Genomic DNA, 13,781 nt, shown 5'->3' with positions numbered 1-13,781 from the left:
GCCGCCGCTGCTGCGGCCGTCGTGGAGGAAACCGGCGTCGTCACAGAACCACGAGGTCGGCCTTCATCGCCCCCGCCTCCTTCAGTGCCTCGAGGATGGCGACCAGATCGGCCGGCGATGCGCCGATCGCGTTGACCGCCTTGACGATGTCGGCGAGGCTGGCGCCGGGTGCGAAGCGGAACATCGGGTGCTTCTCCTCGTCGATCGAGATGCTGCTCTTGGGCACGATGGCGGTCTGGCCGTTGCTGAACGGGCCGGGCTGCGACACCTTGAGGGTCTCGTTGACCTTCACGGTCAGCTTGCCGTGGCTGACCGCGGCGGGCGCGATCCGCACCGCGCCGTTGATGACCACCGTGCCGGTGCGGGCGTTGACGATGACGCGGGCAGGCGCATCGGCCGGCTCGACCAGCAGATCCTCGATCTGCCCCATCAGCGCGGTCCGCACCTCCGCGCCCTGCGGCGCATTGATCGCGACGGTGACGGCGTCGATCGCGCGGGCGCGGCCCGTTCCGATGCGCGCATTGATCGCGTCGGCGACGCGCTCGACCGTGGTGAGATCGGCCTCGGCAAGGTTGAACTTGATCTCCGGCGTGGTGGCGAAACCGGCGTCGACCGCCTTTTCGACCGTGGCCCCGCCCGGAATGCGGCCGGCCGACGGCACGTTGACGGTGACGTTCGAGCCGTCCGCCGCGGTCACGCCGAGGCCGCCGACCGCAAGGTTGCCTTGCGCCATGGCGTAGATCTGTCCGTCTGCACCCTGCATCGGCGTCATCAGCAGCGTGCCGCCACGCAGGCTCTTGGCCTTGCCGAGCGCCGCGACCGTGATGTCGAGCTTCTGGCCGGGCTTGGCGAAGGCGGGCAGTTCGGCGGTGATCATCACCGCCGCGGCATTCTTCAGCGACGGCTGCGTCTGGCCGGCCGGCAGCGTCAGGCCAAAGCGCGACGCCACGCTGCGCATGCCCTGCGTCGTATAATCCAGATTGTCGTCACCCGTGCCCGCCAGGCCGACGACGATGCCGTAGCCGGTGAGCTGGTTGGTGCGCAGGCCCTGGAAGGTGCCGAGATCCTTGATCCGCTCGGCCGAGGCCGGGAGCGCGACAAGGCCCGCGAGCATGGCGATCAGGAGAATGACGAGACGCATGGAACGGAGCCCTAAAACGGAGCGACGCGGGAGAAGAACCGACCGAGCCAGCCTTGCGTGCTGGCGCGCGCAACCTCGCCCTTGCCGGTATAGGTGATGCGCGCATCCGCCACGCGGGTGGACTGCACCGTATTGTCGAAGTCGATGTCGGCGGCGCGGATGATGCCCGAGATCATGATGGTCTCGTCGCCGCGATTGAGCGTGAGCTGCTTCTGCCCGCGCACCAGCATCGTGCCGTTGGGATAGATTTCCGCGATCGTGACGCTGATCGCGCCCGACAGCTGGTTGGACTGCGCGGCATCGCCCTTTCCGGCGAAGGTCGCGCCCTGCCCCATGTTGAGGTTGACCTTGTTGAGCACGGTCGCGATCGGCCCGGTCGGCGGCGGCGTGACGCTGATCGAACCCGTGCGATTAGTATTGGCGCTGTTGCTCTTGGCAGCCTGCGTCTTCTCGACGAGATTGATCGTGACGACATCGCCGACCATCGCGGCGCGCGCGCCCGAGGTGAGCGCCGCGTAACCGCTCGCCGCGTGGAAGATCGCGCCATCCGCTTGCGGCGCGGGGGGCGCCAGATAGGGCGTGCGGGCATATTCGACCTGATCGTGCTTGGCCTTGTCGCCGGTGCCGAGCAGACCCGCATGCGCTGGAATGGCAGCAATGACGCAGGCGCAGCTCAGGCCGAGCAGCAGAGCGATACGAAGGGAGGACATCAGGTCGCGCCTCAGAGCTGCTGGTTGGCGGTTTGGAGCATCTCGTCGGTGCCCTTGATCACCTTCGAATTCACCTCATAGGCGCGCTGGGTTTCGATCATGTCGACCAGCTCCTGCGTAATATCCACGTTCGAGGCTTCGAGGCTGCCCTGGGTGATCGTGCCGCGCCCATCGGTGCCGGCATCGCCCACCTGGGGCGCGCCGGAGGCCGCGGTTTCGATCAGGAGGTCGCCGCTCTCGGCCTGCAGACCCGACGCGTTCTGGAAGCGCACGGTCTGGATCTTGCCGAGCGTGGTCGTGTTCGACTGGCCCTGCAGCGCCGCCGAAACGGTGCCGTCGGTCGCGATCGTGACGTTGGTCGCGTTGGCGGGGATCTGGATCTGCGGCTGCAGCGGCAGCCCGTCCGAGGTGACGACCGTACCGTCGGCGTTGGTGCTGAAGCTGCCGTCGCGGGTGTAGGCGGCGGTGCCGTCCGGCTTCGTCACCTGAAAGAAGCCCTGCCCCGAAATGGCGAGATCGAGCGAGCGATCGGTGGTCTGCAACGACCCCTGCGTGTCAATCCGCGACGTCGCCATGATCTTGACGCCGGTGCCCAGATTGAGGCCGGTCGCATATTTGTTCGCGTCGGACGAGGGCGCGCCCGGAGCGGTGATCTGCTGGTAATCCAGCGATTCGAAGTTCGCGCGATCGCGCTTGAACCCGGTGGTGTTCACGTTCGCCAAATTGTTGGCGATCACCTGCATACGCGAATTCTGTGCATCGAGCCCGGTGCGAGCGACGTGGAGGGCGGCGTTGGTCATGGCCTATCTTCCTATTGGGGCAATTGCATGAGGTCGGCGGAGGACTTGTCGAGCTCCTGCGCGGTCGTGAGCATCTTGATCTGGCTGTCCCACGCCCGCGACGTGTCGATCATGTCGACCAGTGCCGAGGATGCGCTGACGTTCGACCCTTCGAGCGAACGCGAACTCACCCGCGCATCGGGATCGGACGGCAACGTGCCGCCGGCGGTGTTGCGGAACAGGCCGTCCAGGCCCTTCGCGATGGTGCTGCCGCCGGGGCTCACCAGTTTCAGCTTGTCGACCTGCTGCGGGGCCTGAGGATCGCCGCCTTGCGGCACGATGTAGATCGTGCCGTCGGCCGTGATCGACACGGTGTCGGCGGCCGGCAGCGTGATCGGGCCATTTTCCCCCATCACGATCGAACCGTCGCCGGTGGTGAGCAGGCCGCTGTTCGTCTGCTGCAGGTCGCCGCGACGGGTATAGGCCTCGGATCCATCCGCCGCCTGCACCGTCAGCATCGCATCGCCGTTGAGCGACACGTCGAGATCGCGGCCGGTCTGCGCCGCCGTTCCCTTCGACATGTCGGCGCCCTTCACCTCGTCGGAGACGGTGGCGCGGCCGTTCAGCTCCTGCCCGCGGATCCACAGCGACTGTGCGTTCGCGATCTCGCCGCGGAACCCCGATGTGTTCACGTTGGCGAGATTGTTCGCGATCGTCGCCTGCCGGCCCATCGCGCCGCGCATCGCCGCCAACGAGGAATAGATGAGCCGGTCCACCGTCTAACTCCGCATCCGTGCCGTCAGCGCAGGTTGATGATCGTCTGGGTCATGTTGTTGCCCGTTTCGATCGCCTTGGAATTGGCCGAGAAGTTACGCTGCGCGGTGATGAGCGAGACGAGCTCCTCGGTCAGATCGACGTTCGCCTCTTCGAGCGCGCCGGACTGGATCGAACCGGCCGAACCCGAGCCGGCCTGGCTGATGATCGGATCGCCCGACAGGCCGCTCTGGCCCCAGCGCGAGTCACCAAGCTGACGCAGGCCGTTGGTGTTCGGGAAGTTGGCGATCATGATCGCGCCGAGCTTCTTGCTCGTGCCGTCGGAGAAGGTCGCGGAGACCAGCCCGTTGCTGTCGACCGAGATGTTGTTGAGCTGGCCCGCCGCCTTGCCGTTCTGGGTGATCGTGCCCGGCGTGAAGGTGGAGGACGCCTGGCGCGTGTTCGAGCTGTCGAACGTCAGGTCGATCGACATCGGCGCGCCGGCGCCGGACGGCAGCACGCTGCTGAACTGGGTGCCCGTCGTCGGCGACTTGAGGACGCCGTTGCTGTCGAACGTCATCGTGACCGGCTGGGCTGGGGTCGTGACGGCGCTGCCGTCCGCGCTCGCTTCCTGGTCGCCGACGAAAAGGTGCGCCTGCCACGTGCTGTCGGTCACCGGCGGCGTCGCGGTCGTGTCCGGCACCGACGTACGCACGTAATAGAGCGTCGCCTGCTGCGGATTGCCCGAACTGTCGAAGACGGTGGTCGAGGTCGAGAAATTGTAGCTGTTCGAGTCGTAACGGCTGAACGCGTAGGGCGTGGTGGTGCTGTAATTGCTGCGCGCGGATGGCATGTCGGCGTTGCTCGGCAACGTGACGCCGAGCTGCACCGCCGAGGTCGCGACCGGGCTGCCGGCGGTCTGCGGGATCTGCAGGTTGGTGGCCGACGAGAGGCCGGTCGCGGCGAGCGTGCCCGAGCTGTCGACCGGCAGCACCTGCACATAGGCGCCGTTGCTGTCGACCAGATAGCGGTCCCCGTCGAGGCTGAACGCGCCGTTGCGGGTATAAGCGAGCGTGCTGCCCGTCTTGGTGACGAAGAAGCCCTGGCCCGAAATGGCGAGATCGAGCGCGCGATCGGACGTCTGGAAGCCACCCTGGGTGAACTGCTGGCTGATGTCCTTCAGCCGCGTGCCCTGGCCCGCGACCGTGCCCGACTGAAGCGGCGAGGCGGAGATGAGATCGCCGAATTCCGCGCGGCTTTTCTTGAAGCCGATCGATCCGACGTTGGCGATGTTATTCGAGATGACGCCGAGATCGGATTGCGCGCCCTTGAGGCCGGACAGCGAGGTAAAGAAGGACATGGGATTCTCCGGGTAGAAGTGCGGAAATCAGGAAAGCTCGAGCACCGTGGACGGATCGATCGTCCCGAGTGCGGTGACGAGGCTGGTGGTGCCGCTGGTCGGCGACTTGACCGAGCTGATCTCGTTCCAGGTGTTGTTGGTGGTGGTCAGGTTGCCGCCGCTCGTCCCGACGGCGCTGACGTTGACGCTGAGCGCGCCATCCGTCGTGGCGGTGCCCGACGAGTCCTTGCCGTCCCAGCTCCAGTTGACCGCACCGGCGCTCTGCGCGCCGAGATCCTTGCTGAACACGGTCTGGCCGCTTGCATTGGTGAGCGAGACGGTGACGTCCTTGGCGTCCGACGGCACGGTGATCTGGCCGGCATAGGCGCCGTTCGATGCCTGCGTCGCGATATCCGACGGAACGAGCGCGGCGCGTCCGACCCAGTTGGAAGCGCTGCCGAAGCGGAGCGCCGCGACGTTGGTCGACATGGTCGCCAGCGACTGGTTCATCTCGGTGATGCCGGCGACCTGGCTGAAGGTCGCCATCTGGGCGACCATCTGGTTGGTATCGGTCGCCTGCGTCGGATCCTGGGTCTGGAGCTGCGTGGTCAGCAGCTTCAGGAAGCCCGACTGATTGATCGTCTGGCTGCTGCCACCCGTCGCGGTCGTGGACGACGAGGCTGCCTTGCTCGTGCTCGTCATCAACGAGTCGAGGTAGCTGTTTCCGGTGGTGGAGACTGTGGTCATTTCTCAAGCCTCAGCGTGTCGAGGGTAAGGGATTTGGCGGTTTGAAGAACCTGGACGTTGTTCTGATACTGGCGGGCGGTTTCCATCATCTCGACCAGCTCGCCCGCGCTATCGACGCCGGCATCCCAGACGTTGCCGTCCTTGTCCGCGAGCGGATTGGATGGATCGTGACGCTGCGTCGGATCGGTGCCGGCGGTGACGACCTTGCTCACCTGGACGGTCGCGATGCCCGGCTGCGCACCGACGGTGGTGAACACCGGCTTCAGCGAGCGGAACGCGCCTTCCTTGGTGGTCGAGACGGTGTTGGCATTGGCGAGGTTCGACGCGGTCGTATTGAGCCGCACGAGCTGCGCCGACATGGCGCGACCCGAAATATCGAAGATGGAGAGATTGTTGGCCATCGCGCTCAGTCTCCCTTCAGCGCCGTCATCACGGTCGCGATGCGGGCCTGCAGGAAGGACAGGGTCGAGCGGTACTGGACCGCATTCTCGGCGAACTGGGTCTGCTCGGTCTGGAGCTCGACCGTGTTGCCGTCGAGGCTCGTCTCCAGCGGCACGCGATAGCCGAGCGCGCCATTGGCGGCATCGGCGGTCGCGCTGCCATTGTTGGCGGCGGCAAGCGCCTTCTGGAAATCGAAGTCCCGCGCCTTGTAATTGGGCGTGGCGGCGTTGGCGATGTTCGACGCCAGCAACGCCATGCGCTGCGAACGCAGCGCCAGCGCATTGCCGTCGATCCCGAAGAGCGGATCGGTGCCTGCCATGTTCGCTCCTCCTTTCGTGCCTAAAGCTCGGGTCGTGCCGGCCGTTACTGGGATCGGACGGCGGTTCGGGATCATGTTCTGCAAGGGGTGTGCCAAACTGGCGCGAGACGGCATTTGCCGCCCGCTGCCGGCGGCATGCGGAGGCGACCGGCAATGCTTTGCCGGGAGCGGCAATTTCTTGCCGGTGCGGCAAACGGGGTAAGCGTAAGAGTGGAGAGCATCGCTCAGATGGCGCGGTTGTTCGATCCGCTCGCGCTCGCAATCGTCTTCGGCGGCGCGGCACTGGCGGCGCTGCTGCGCGGCGGCTTCTCCACCCTGTCGGCCGCGCTGGCGAGCCTCAAGCCACTCGTCGCCGCCGATCCCGAGGCGGACGCGCTCGCCGCGATCGTCGCCGTCGGCCAGGTCGAAGCGGTCGCCGCGGCGCGTAGCGTCGTCTGCGCCGATCGTGTCGCCACCGCCGGCCGCTTCATGCGCGAAGCGCTCCGGCATCTCGCCGACGCGCCCTCCTCCGAAGTCTTCATGCGCTGGGCCGAGGACAGCCTTGGCGCGCGACGGCTGCGCCACGCCGCCGTGACGGCCTTCTGGCGCGACGCGGCCGATGCCGCGCCCGCCATGGGCATGGTCGCCACCGTGCTGGGCCTGATCGCGATGTTCGCCAACATGGAGGATCCGGCCAAGCTGGGCCCGCCAATGGCGTCCGCGCTCGTCGCCACCCTGTGGGGCATCCTTGTCGCCAACCTGATCGCCGGGCCGATCGCCGACCGGCTGGAGCGCCTCTCGACCGCGGAATTGGCGTGGCAGGAGCGGACGCTGGCGCAGCTCGCCGCGCTCGCCCGCGCCGAACTCGATCAGGCGCATGGCCTGCAGCGCCATCTCGCGCGCCGGTTCGGGACATGAAGGCGCGCAGCAACGCCCGCTGGGCACTGAGTTTCGCAGACCTATGCCTGCTGCTGCTCGGCTTCTTCGTCCTGCTCCAGGCCCATCCCGATCCGCAGGCGCTGACGCAAAGCGTACGCGCCGCGCTCGGCACACCGACCGCAGCGCCGCTGACCGTGCCCGCCCGCCTCTGGTTCGATCCGGGGGAGGCCGTGCTGCGGTCGCAGGCGCGTGCATCCCTGCTGGCTTATGCGCGTGGCGGCGGGGCGATAACGATCTCCAGTCGCGGCACCGAGCCGAACGCAGCGCGCTTCGACGGGTGGGAACTCGCCGCTGCGCGGAGTGCAGCCGTAGCGCGCGCGCTGGTGGCGTCGGGCATGCCCGCGGGCCAGATCGCGCTGGCCATCGACCCGGCCACGGGTGGCGGCCAGGTCATCCGCGTCAGCCGTCGTCGCTAGACTGGCATGGCTTTTGCAGAAATGCGGGCATGAAAATGATTCTCAGCCTCGCCGCCCTCGCTGCCACGCCGGCAGCGGCCGAGCCGTTCCAGAATATTCCAGCGCTCGAGGCGCGCCTGATCGGCGCGCTCGGCGCCGGGATCGGCGAGACGGGCGGCCCGATGGCGCAGATCGACCGGCGACTGAAGCTCGCCCCCTGCCCGACGACGGTGCAGATCGATCCGCCGGTGATGGGCGCGATCGCGCTGCGTTGCCCCGCCGCCAACTGGCGGATCCGCGTGCCGCTCACCCGCCTCGGCGGCGCTGCAACGCCCGCGACGGCTGGGGGTGCGATGCTCGTGCCTGTGAAGCAGGAGATGGTGATCCGCCGCGGCGACCCGATCGATCTGGTCGCGGAGTCGGATGGCTTCAGCGTGTCGGTCGCCGGCATCGCGCAGGAAGATGGCGCGGCGGGCAACCGCATCCGGGTGAAGGCCGATGGCAAAAATGCGCCGATTTTCGCCGAAGTGATCGAAGCTGGGCGCGCCAGATTAGCAGGATTTAAATAATTTCGGCACGGGTCGTTAATCTGGATGTGCAGCAGGTACATTCGGATCAGGCAATGCGAAGGGCAGCTCGGATGATTACGGGAATTGGATCGGTCGGCACCACGCGTGCCGTCGACTTACAGGGCGCCACTCCGCGCAGCAGCGAGGCGGTTCAGGCCGCTGCATCGCAGGCCGAAGCGGTCGAAACCCCGCGCAGCCCGGCAGCGGCGCTCGCCGCGCAGGGCGCGCCGGTGGATACCGACAAGGTCGCGGCGATCCGTGCCAGCATCGCCGCCGGCACCTACAAGATCGACCCGAAGGCGATCGCAGGCGCGATGGTCGCGCAGGACCTGGCCGTCCGCGCATGAGCGAGAGCGCGCTCCTTCGTGTCGTCAACGCGCAGGCCGCGCTGATCGCGGCGCTCGACGCGCACGACCTGGAGACGCTCGACGCCGCCAATGTCGAACTCGCCGAGGCGCTCGGCGAACTGCAGGCGCATGGCGCATGGCGCGAGCGGCCGGAGCTTCGCGATACCCTGATCCACGCGCTCAAGAGCGCCGACGCCGCTCGCGGCCGCATCAACTTCCTCGCCGACAGCAACCAGCGTCGGCTCGAGCGGCTGGTGTCGCTCACCCGCGGCCAGACGCCGCAGGCCTATCGGCGCAACGGCCGCTTCGGCTGAGGCCGGAGCCTAGTCACCACCGGCGCACAGCGCCTGACCCGTGCGCCTCCCTCCCTTGGCCCTGTGGCCGAGCATGGGAATACCCCTCCGAAGACAAATGATCGTCATTCCCGCACAGGCGGGAATCTATCGCGGCGACGTAGCTGCCCATCGAGCCGCCGCTCGGCTTATGGATCCCGGCCTGCGCCGGGATGACGACTTCCCGAAGCGACCCTCCAAACACCTCATTCTGGCACGCCTCTTGCTTATTTCCCTGTCGTAAGACGAGGATACGCATGGCGACCAAGGCGATAAATCGGAAGCTCTGGATCGGATCGACCAAAGGCGCGATCCTTCCGATGGCGACATTGATGCTGGTCGGCCTGATGATCGTGCCGGTGCCCAGCATCGTGCTCGATATCGGCTTCATCACGAACATCATGATCTCGCTCGCCGTGTTGATGGTTTCGCTCAACGCCGAGAAGCCGCTCGACTTTTCCGCCTTCCCGACAGTGCTGCTGTTCGCGACCCTGCTGCGCCTCGCGCTCAACGTCGCCTCGACCCGCGTCGTGCTGGTCAACGGCCATAATGGCGCCGCGGCGGCCGGGCATGTGATCGAGGCGTTCGGCCACTTCCTGATCGGCGGCGACTATGCCGTCGGCCTGTTCGTGTTCGGCATCCTGATGATCATCAACATGGTGGTCATCACCAAGGGCGCGGGCCGCGTCTCGGAAGTGTCCGCCCGCTTCACCCTCGACGCGATGCCCGGCAAGCAGATGGCGATCGATGCCGACCTCAACGCCGGCCTCGTCACCCCGGAAGAAGCCAAGCAGCGCCGCCAGGACGTCGCGACCGAGGCCGATTTCTACGGCTCGATGGACGGTGCGTCCAAGTTCGTGAAGGGCGACGCCACCGCCGGCGTGCTGATCCTCGCGATCAACATCCTCGGCGGCCTCGTCCTCGGCGTCGTCAACCACAAGCTTTCCGTCGGCGAGGCGGCATCGACCTATATCCAGCTGGCGATCGGCGACGCGCTGGTCGCGCAGGTGCCGGCGCTCCTGCTGTCGATCGCGGCGGCAGCGATCGTCACGCGCGTGTCGAGCCCGCTCGACCTTTCCAACCAGATCACCAGCCAGTTCGGCTCGGCCAAGGCATGGACCCCGGTCGCCGGCATCCTCGGCTTCCTCGGCTTTCTGCCGGGCATGCCGCATTTCATCATCCTGCCCGCCGCCGGCCTGGCCGGCACGGTAGCGTGGAAGCTGCGCGGCGCGAAAGCCAAGGCAATCGAAGCCGCCAAGGCGGTAGAGGCCGCGCCGCCCCCGCCCCCCAACCCCACCCAGATCGGCTGGGACGAGGTTTCGGGCACCGCCGCCCTGTCGCTGGAGCTGGGCTACGGGCTGATCCAGCTGGTCGACGAGCGCAAGGGCGCGCCGCTTATGGCACGCATCACCGGCATCCGCCGCCAGCTCTCGCGCGAACTCGGCTTCGTCGTGCCGCTGGTGCGCGTGCGCGACAATCTCGCGCTCGGCCCCAACAGTTATCGCATCTCGGTCGCCGGCGTTGTCGTCGGCGAGGACGAATGCTGGCCGGAAGATCTGCTCGCGCTGGATTCGGGCGAACTGATCGGCAAGGTCGAAGGCCGCCAGGTGAAGGATCCGAGCTTCGGCCTCGATGCCGTATGGATCCGTCCCGAAAAGCGCGGTGACGCGGTCGTCGCCGGTTACACGGTGGTGGATGGTGCGACCGTGGTCGCGACCCACCTCAACCAGCTCGTCGCCCAGTCCGCCGCCGATTTGTTCGGCATGGACGAGATGCAGAAGCTGCTCGACGCGCTCAAGGACGGCGCACCGCAGCTGGTGGCCGGCCTCACGCCGGCACCGTTCAGCCTGTCCCAGCTGTCGGCAGCCTGCCGCGCCCTGCTGTCCGAGGGCATCCCGCTCAAGGATTTCCGCCGCATCGCCGAGGCACTGATCGACAGCTCGCGCGAGACGCAGGATCCCAACGCGCTGATCGAGGCGGTGCGCTCGCGCATCGGTGCGCTGATCGTGCAGACGGTCGTGCCGGTGAAGATGCCGCTGCCAGTCATCACCTTCGATGCCGAGTTGGAGGGAATGCTCTCCCAGGCGGTTCGCGTCGGGCCGACCGCGCAGCACCCGTTCGAGCCCGCGCTGGCGCAGCGCATCATCACCGCCGTCACCCAGGCGTCGGCACCCTTGGTCAACAACGCGACCCGCTTCGCGCTCGTCACCTCGCCGCTCGCGCGGCGCGCGGTGGCGCGACTGCTGAAGCCCCATCTGCCCGAGACGCCGATCCTGTCCTTCCTCGAAATCCCCGACGGCAAGGGGATCGAGGTCATGGCGATCGTCGGCTCCAATAGTCAGCCGGCCCCCGCGCCGGCTCTGTCCAACCGCGTACCGGAGATGGCGCGATGAGTTTCGCCGCCCCAAACATGGCTTACGACGACGTGCCCGCCACCTATGGCCGCAAGCCGGCGCGCAGCGATCCCGCCGCGCTTGCGCGACAACATATGGGGCTGGTGCGCAAGATTGCGTGGCACGTCCACGGCCGCGTCTCGTCCGCGATCGATATCGAGGATCTGGTGCAGATCGGCATGGTCGCGCTGGTCGAGGCGGCGAACGGCTACGAGGATCGCGGCCATGCTTTCTCCACCTATGCGTCGATGCGCATCCGCGGCCACATGATCGACCATCTGCGCCGCCATGCGACACTCTGTCGTTCGGCGATGACGAAGCGCAAGGCGATGGGCGAGATCGCGGCGAAGCTGCAATCGCGGCTGGGTCGCGCGCCATCCGAGTCAGAAATGGCACGCGAGATGGAGATGGAGCCCGCCGCCTTCCGCGAACTGGCCGATGCAACGATGTCGGTCCGGCAGGAGTCGCTCGACGAGGTCTATTCGGATCAGTCGATGTGGTTCGCCGACGTCGAGGAACGGATCGACACCGCGCTGGAGCGCGAGCAGCTCGTCGGCGCCCTGTCCGCGCATATCTCGGAATTGCCCGAACGCGAGGCGATGGTGCTGCAGCTCTATTTCGTCGAGGAGATGAACCTCGACGAGATCGGGCAGGTGCTCGGCGTCGGCGCCGCGCGCATCTGCCAGATCAAGAAGGCCGCGCTCGATCGCCTGCGCAAGAGCCTCGCCGATTGGAGCTGACCGCTCGGTCGCGCGCTTTTCGGTTGCAGCCCGGCGCCCGTCGCGGCACCCTTCGGCCATGACCGACGTCACGCCTGCCATCACCGGCGGCTGCCTGTGCGGCGCATTGCGCTACGAAGCGACGACCGCGCCCGACTTTTCGGGTTATTGCCTGTGCGTGGATTGCCGCCGGGCGTCTGGATCGGGCTTCATCCCCTTCATGGGGTTCGCCGCAGCGGCGCTGACCGTCACCGGCGCCGCGCACGCCTTCCATTCGCCGTGCCTGCGCGGGACGGCGGTGCGCAATTTCTGCCCGACCTGCGGGGCATTGGTGTTCGGAGGAGAGTTGGGCGTGGACGACAGCCACACCATCTATGCCGGCACGCTCGACGACCCGGCGCACTTCCGGCCGCGCGCGGCGATCTTCGTCCGCGACAAGCCCGATTGGGTGCTGCTGCCGCCGGGCCTGCGCCTGTTCGAGGCAATGCCCTGAGCGCGGTTCTCTATTCGAAGGGAAGGTAGGCTTCGGCCACCGACGCCTGGTCATAGTCCGCCGGCAGCCCGGCGAGGCGGGCGCGCAGACGCGCGGCGAGCGCTTCCACGCCCACGCCCGCGACGCGCTTCTCCATCGGCTCGTCCGAGCGCAGGATATCGGCCAGCGACATCTGGATCTGCGTGATCAGGTCGATCGCCTGCAGGCTGGCCATATGCTTGCGCAGCGTATCGGGATCGTCGCCCAGATCGTAGGCGAGATTGGACAGGATCGCGGTCAGTTCGACCAGTTCGTCGGCGATCGCATTCGCGGCGATCGGATCGAGGCCGGCATCGGCGGCCGAGGTGACCACGGACAGCGCGCTCACTTGGCGCACAGCTTGAGCACGCGCGCGGCGACGTCGCCCCAGGCGAGCGGCTCGCGCGCATTGCCCTTCATCAGCATATAATCGGACGTGCCGCCTTCGCCCAGCGCTGCCGGCGGCGCCACGACGTAGCCGCCGATCTTCTGCACTGCCTTGAGGCCCATGCCGCCGTCCTCGCCGGCATCGGTCAGCAGCAAGGCCACCGTCTGATCCGACGCTGCCTTCGCCTGCGCGGCGAACAGCAGCGAGATAGAGGGGCGCTCGCCGCCGATCGGATCGCGCGGCATCTGGCGGATGCGGCCGCCCGGCCATTGATCGACCCCGACATGGGCGGCACCGGGGCGGGTGATGTAGACCTTGCCCTGCTCCGGCACGGTCAGGTCGTCGGCCTTCGTCACGGTCGGCGCGACATGCCTGTCGAGCTCGACGATCAGGCCGTCGATCAGCTCCGGCGCCAGATGCGCAACGATCAGGGTCGGCGGGCAATTGGCCGGGAACCTGCCCAGCAGATCGAACAGTTTCTGCGTGCCGCTGGCATCGGTTCCCATCACCAGCATGCGCCCGTTCCAGACGAAGCTCGCCACCGGGGCACTGGCCTTGACGGGCTTGATCGCCGTGACCTTGGCGCCGCGTATCCGCGTGCCGAGCTTGCCGAGGATCTCGTCGAACTCGCTCTGCGACGCGACCTTGGGCTTCGGAAAGCAGTCGATCGCGCCGAGACGCAGCGCCTCGATCGACGAGGACGCCCCGGCCTCGGTACGGGTCGAGAACATCACGACCGGCATGGGCTTCTTTTCCATCAGCTCGGCGAGATATTCGATCCCGCTCATACCGGGCATCTCGACGTCGAGCGTCATCACGTCGGGCTTCAGCCGATCGACTTCGACGCGTGCTTCCTCAGCACCGTTGGCGCTGCCGACGACACGGATGCCGGGCTGCGCATCGAGCACGCGCGTGATGAGCGCGCGCATCGTCAGCGAATCGTCGACGACGAGAACCTTGGTGTCGGCCATGGGCGGGTG

At 67.3% G+C, this 13,781-nt stretch carries 18 protein-coding genes; 8 read left to right on the top strand and 10 right to left on the bottom strand.

Annotated features, from left to right (window positions below):
* Window positions 1-40 precede the first annotated feature (40 nt).
* The 8 genes from K8P63_RS08190 to flgB are packed head-to-tail and all read right to left on the bottom strand — an operon-like array spanning window position 41 to window position 6,229.
* Window positions 41-1,141 (bottom strand): flagellar basal body P-ring protein FlgI, encoded by a 1,101-nt coding sequence (locus tag K8P63_RS08190; protein WP_223799319.1) that lies wholly within the window; start codon window positions 1,139-1,141, stop codon window positions 41-43.
* Window positions 1,142-1,152: 11 nt separating this feature from the next.
* Window positions 1,153-1,851, bottom strand: coding sequence for a flagellar basal body L-ring protein FlgH (locus K8P63_RS08185; protein WP_223799318.1), 699 nt, complete (start codon window positions 1,849-1,851; stop codon window positions 1,153-1,155).
* An 11-nt stretch (window positions 1,852-1,862) separates the two neighbouring features.
* A complete protein-coding gene (gene flgG, locus K8P63_RS08180; RefSeq protein ID WP_223799317.1) occupies window positions 1,863-2,651 on the bottom strand; it encodes a flagellar basal-body rod protein FlgG in 789 nt (262 codons plus the stop codon).
* 11 nt (window positions 2,652-2,662) lie between these two features.
* Complete coding sequence (locus K8P63_RS08175) at window positions 2,663-3,406, bottom strand: flagellar basal body rod protein FlgF (protein ID WP_223799316.1); 744 nt, start codon at window positions 3,404-3,406, stop codon at window positions 2,663-2,665.
* Window positions 3,407-3,429: 23 nt separating this feature from the next.
* The gene (locus K8P63_RS08170) at window positions 3,430-4,743 is read right to left on the bottom strand and encodes a flagellar hook protein FlgE (RefSeq protein ID WP_223799315.1); all 1,314 of its coding nucleotides are present in this window, start codon (window positions 4,741-4,743) and stop codon (window positions 3,430-3,432) included.
* 27 nt (window positions 4,744-4,770) lie between these two features.
* Window positions 4,771-5,469: a flagellar hook assembly protein FlgD gene (locus K8P63_RS08165; RefSeq protein ID WP_223799314.1), complete on the bottom strand. Its 699-nt coding sequence runs from the start codon at window positions 5,467-5,469 to the stop codon at window positions 4,771-4,773.
* Entirely contained in the window at window positions 5,466-5,870 is a 405-nt protein-coding gene (gene flgC, locus K8P63_RS08160) for a flagellar basal body rod protein FlgC (protein ID WP_223799313.1), read from the bottom strand. Before flgC ends, K8P63_RS08165 begins: the two co-directional genes overlap by 4 nt.
* A gap of 5 nt (window positions 5,871-5,875) precedes the next feature.
* The gene (flgB, locus tag K8P63_RS08155; RefSeq protein ID WP_223799312.1) at window positions 5,876-6,229 is read right to left on the bottom strand and encodes a flagellar basal body rod protein FlgB; all 354 of its coding nucleotides are present in this window, start codon (window positions 6,227-6,229) and stop codon (window positions 5,876-5,878) included.
* Window positions 6,230-6,457: 228 nt separating this feature from the next.
* Here flgB and K8P63_RS08150 point away from each other — a divergent pair, with 228 nt between their 5' ends.
* The 8 genes from K8P63_RS08150 (at window position 6,458) to K8P63_RS08115 (ending at window position 12,395) form a co-directional block, all read left to right on the top strand.
* On the top strand, window positions 6,458-7,126 hold the full coding sequence (locus tag K8P63_RS08150; RefSeq protein ID WP_223799311.1) for a motility protein A: 669 nt from the start codon (window positions 6,458-6,460) through the stop codon (window positions 7,124-7,126).
* Window positions 7,123-7,563 carry a flagellar motor protein MotB gene (locus tag K8P63_RS08145; RefSeq protein WP_223799310.1) on the top strand — a complete coding sequence of 147 codons (441 nt, stop codon included), beginning with the start codon at window positions 7,123-7,125 and terminating at the stop codon, window positions 7,561-7,563. Before K8P63_RS08150 ends, K8P63_RS08145 begins: the two co-directional genes overlap by 4 nt.
* A gap of 29 nt (window positions 7,564-7,592) precedes the next feature.
* Window positions 7,593-8,111 (top strand): flagella basal body P-ring formation protein FlgA, encoded by a 519-nt coding sequence (locus tag K8P63_RS08140; RefSeq protein ID WP_223799309.1) that lies wholly within the window; start codon window positions 7,593-7,595, stop codon window positions 8,109-8,111.
* Window positions 8,112-8,182: 71 nt separating this feature from the next.
* Entirely contained in the window at window positions 8,183-8,458 is a 276-nt protein-coding gene (gene flgM, locus K8P63_RS08135; protein WP_223799308.1) for a flagellar biosynthesis anti-sigma factor FlgM, read from the top strand.
* Window positions 8,455-8,772, top strand: a complete 318-nt coding sequence (locus tag K8P63_RS08130) for a hypothetical protein (protein WP_223799307.1) — start codon at window positions 8,455-8,457, stop codon at window positions 8,770-8,772. The genes flgM and K8P63_RS08130 overlap by 4 nt, the downstream gene beginning before the upstream one ends.
* 275 nt (window positions 8,773-9,047) lie before the next feature.
* On the top strand, window positions 9,048-11,183 hold the full coding sequence (flhA, locus tag K8P63_RS08125) for a flagellar biosynthesis protein FlhA (protein WP_223799306.1): 2,136 nt from the start codon (window positions 9,048-9,050) through the stop codon (window positions 11,181-11,183).
* Window positions 11,180-11,923, top strand: a complete 744-nt coding sequence (locus K8P63_RS08120; RefSeq protein ID WP_223799305.1) for a sigma-70 family RNA polymerase sigma factor — start codon at window positions 11,180-11,182, stop codon at window positions 11,921-11,923. The genes flhA and K8P63_RS08120 overlap by 4 nt, the downstream gene beginning before the upstream one ends.
* A gap of 58 nt (window positions 11,924-11,981) precedes the next feature.
* Entirely contained in the window at window positions 11,982-12,395 is a 414-nt protein-coding gene (locus tag K8P63_RS08115; RefSeq protein WP_223799304.1) for a GFA family protein, read from the top strand.
* A 10-nt stretch (window positions 12,396-12,405) separates the two neighbouring features.
* Here the strand turns inward: K8P63_RS08115 and K8P63_RS08110 are convergent, their stop codons facing one another.
* Together K8P63_RS08110 and K8P63_RS08105 are read right to left on the bottom strand one after the other, a co-directional pair.
* Window positions 12,406-12,762, bottom strand: coding sequence for a hypothetical protein (locus K8P63_RS08110; protein ID WP_223799303.1), 357 nt, complete (start codon window positions 12,760-12,762; stop codon window positions 12,406-12,408).
* Window positions 12,759-13,772, bottom strand: coding sequence for a chemotaxis protein CheB (locus K8P63_RS08105; protein WP_223799302.1), 1,014 nt, complete (start codon window positions 13,770-13,772; stop codon window positions 12,759-12,761). Before K8P63_RS08105 ends, K8P63_RS08110 begins: the two co-directional genes overlap by 4 nt.
* Between the last annotated feature and the right edge of the window lie 9 nt (window positions 13,773-13,781).

Source organism: Sphingomonas nostoxanthinifaciens (assembly GCF_019930585.1).
Lineage (GTDB): Bacteria > Pseudomonadota > Alphaproteobacteria > Sphingomonadales > Sphingomonadaceae > Sphingomonas_I > Sphingomonas_I nostoxanthinifaciens.
This window is presented reverse-complemented; position numbering and strand designations above follow the sequence as displayed.

Excerpts from the sequence above, each read along its gene's own strand:
- K8P63_RS08190 (WP_223799319.1), bottom strand. The coding sequence starts at position 1,141 with ATGCGTCTCGTCATTCTCCTGATCGCCATGCTCGCGGGCCTTGTCGCG.
- K8P63_RS08185 (WP_223799318.1), bottom strand. The coding sequence starts at position 1,851 with ATGTCCTCCCTTCGTATCGCTCTGCTGCTCGGCCTGAGCTGCGCCTGC.
- flgG (WP_223799317.1), bottom strand. The coding sequence starts at position 2,651 with ATGACCAACGCCGCCCTCCACGTCGCTCGCACCGGGCTCGATGCACAG.
- K8P63_RS08170 (WP_223799315.1), bottom strand. The coding sequence starts at position 4,743 with ATGTCCTTCTTTACCTCGCTGTCCGGCCTCAAGGGCGCGCAATCCGAT.
- K8P63_RS08165 (WP_223799314.1), bottom strand. The coding sequence starts at position 5,469 with ATGACCACAGTCTCCACCACCGGAAACAGCTACCTCGACTCGTTGATG.
- flgC (WP_223799313.1), bottom strand. The coding sequence starts at position 5,870 with ATGGCCAACAATCTCTCCATCTTCGATATTTCGGGTCGCGCCATGTCG.
- flgB (WP_223799312.1), bottom strand. The coding sequence starts at position 6,229 with ATGGCAGGCACCGATCCGCTCTTCGGGATCGACGGCAATGCGCTGGCG.
- K8P63_RS08150 (WP_223799311.1), top strand. The coding sequence starts at position 6,458 with ATGGCGCGGTTGTTCGATCCGCTCGCGCTCGCAATCGTCTTCGGCGGC.
- K8P63_RS08145 (WP_223799310.1), top strand. The coding sequence starts at position 7,123 with ATGAAGGCGCGCAGCAACGCCCGCTGGGCACTGAGTTTCGCAGACCTA.
- K8P63_RS08140 (WP_223799309.1), top strand. The coding sequence starts at position 7,593 with ATGAAAATGATTCTCAGCCTCGCCGCCCTCGCTGCCACGCCGGCAGCG.
- flgM (WP_223799308.1), top strand. The coding sequence starts at position 8,183 with ATGATTACGGGAATTGGATCGGTCGGCACCACGCGTGCCGTCGACTTA.
- K8P63_RS08130 (WP_223799307.1), top strand. The coding sequence starts at position 8,455 with ATGAGCGAGAGCGCGCTCCTTCGTGTCGTCAACGCGCAGGCCGCGCTG.
- flhA (WP_223799306.1), top strand. The coding sequence starts at position 9,048 with ATGGCGACCAAGGCGATAAATCGGAAGCTCTGGATCGGATCGACCAAA.
- K8P63_RS08120 (WP_223799305.1), top strand. The coding sequence starts at position 11,180 with ATGAGTTTCGCCGCCCCAAACATGGCTTACGACGACGTGCCCGCCACC.
- K8P63_RS08115 (WP_223799304.1), top strand. The coding sequence starts at position 11,982 with ATGACCGACGTCACGCCTGCCATCACCGGCGGCTGCCTGTGCGGCGCA.
- K8P63_RS08105 (WP_223799302.1), bottom strand. The coding sequence starts at position 13,772 with ATGGCCGACACCAAGGTTCTCGTCGTCGACGATTCGCTGACGATGCGC.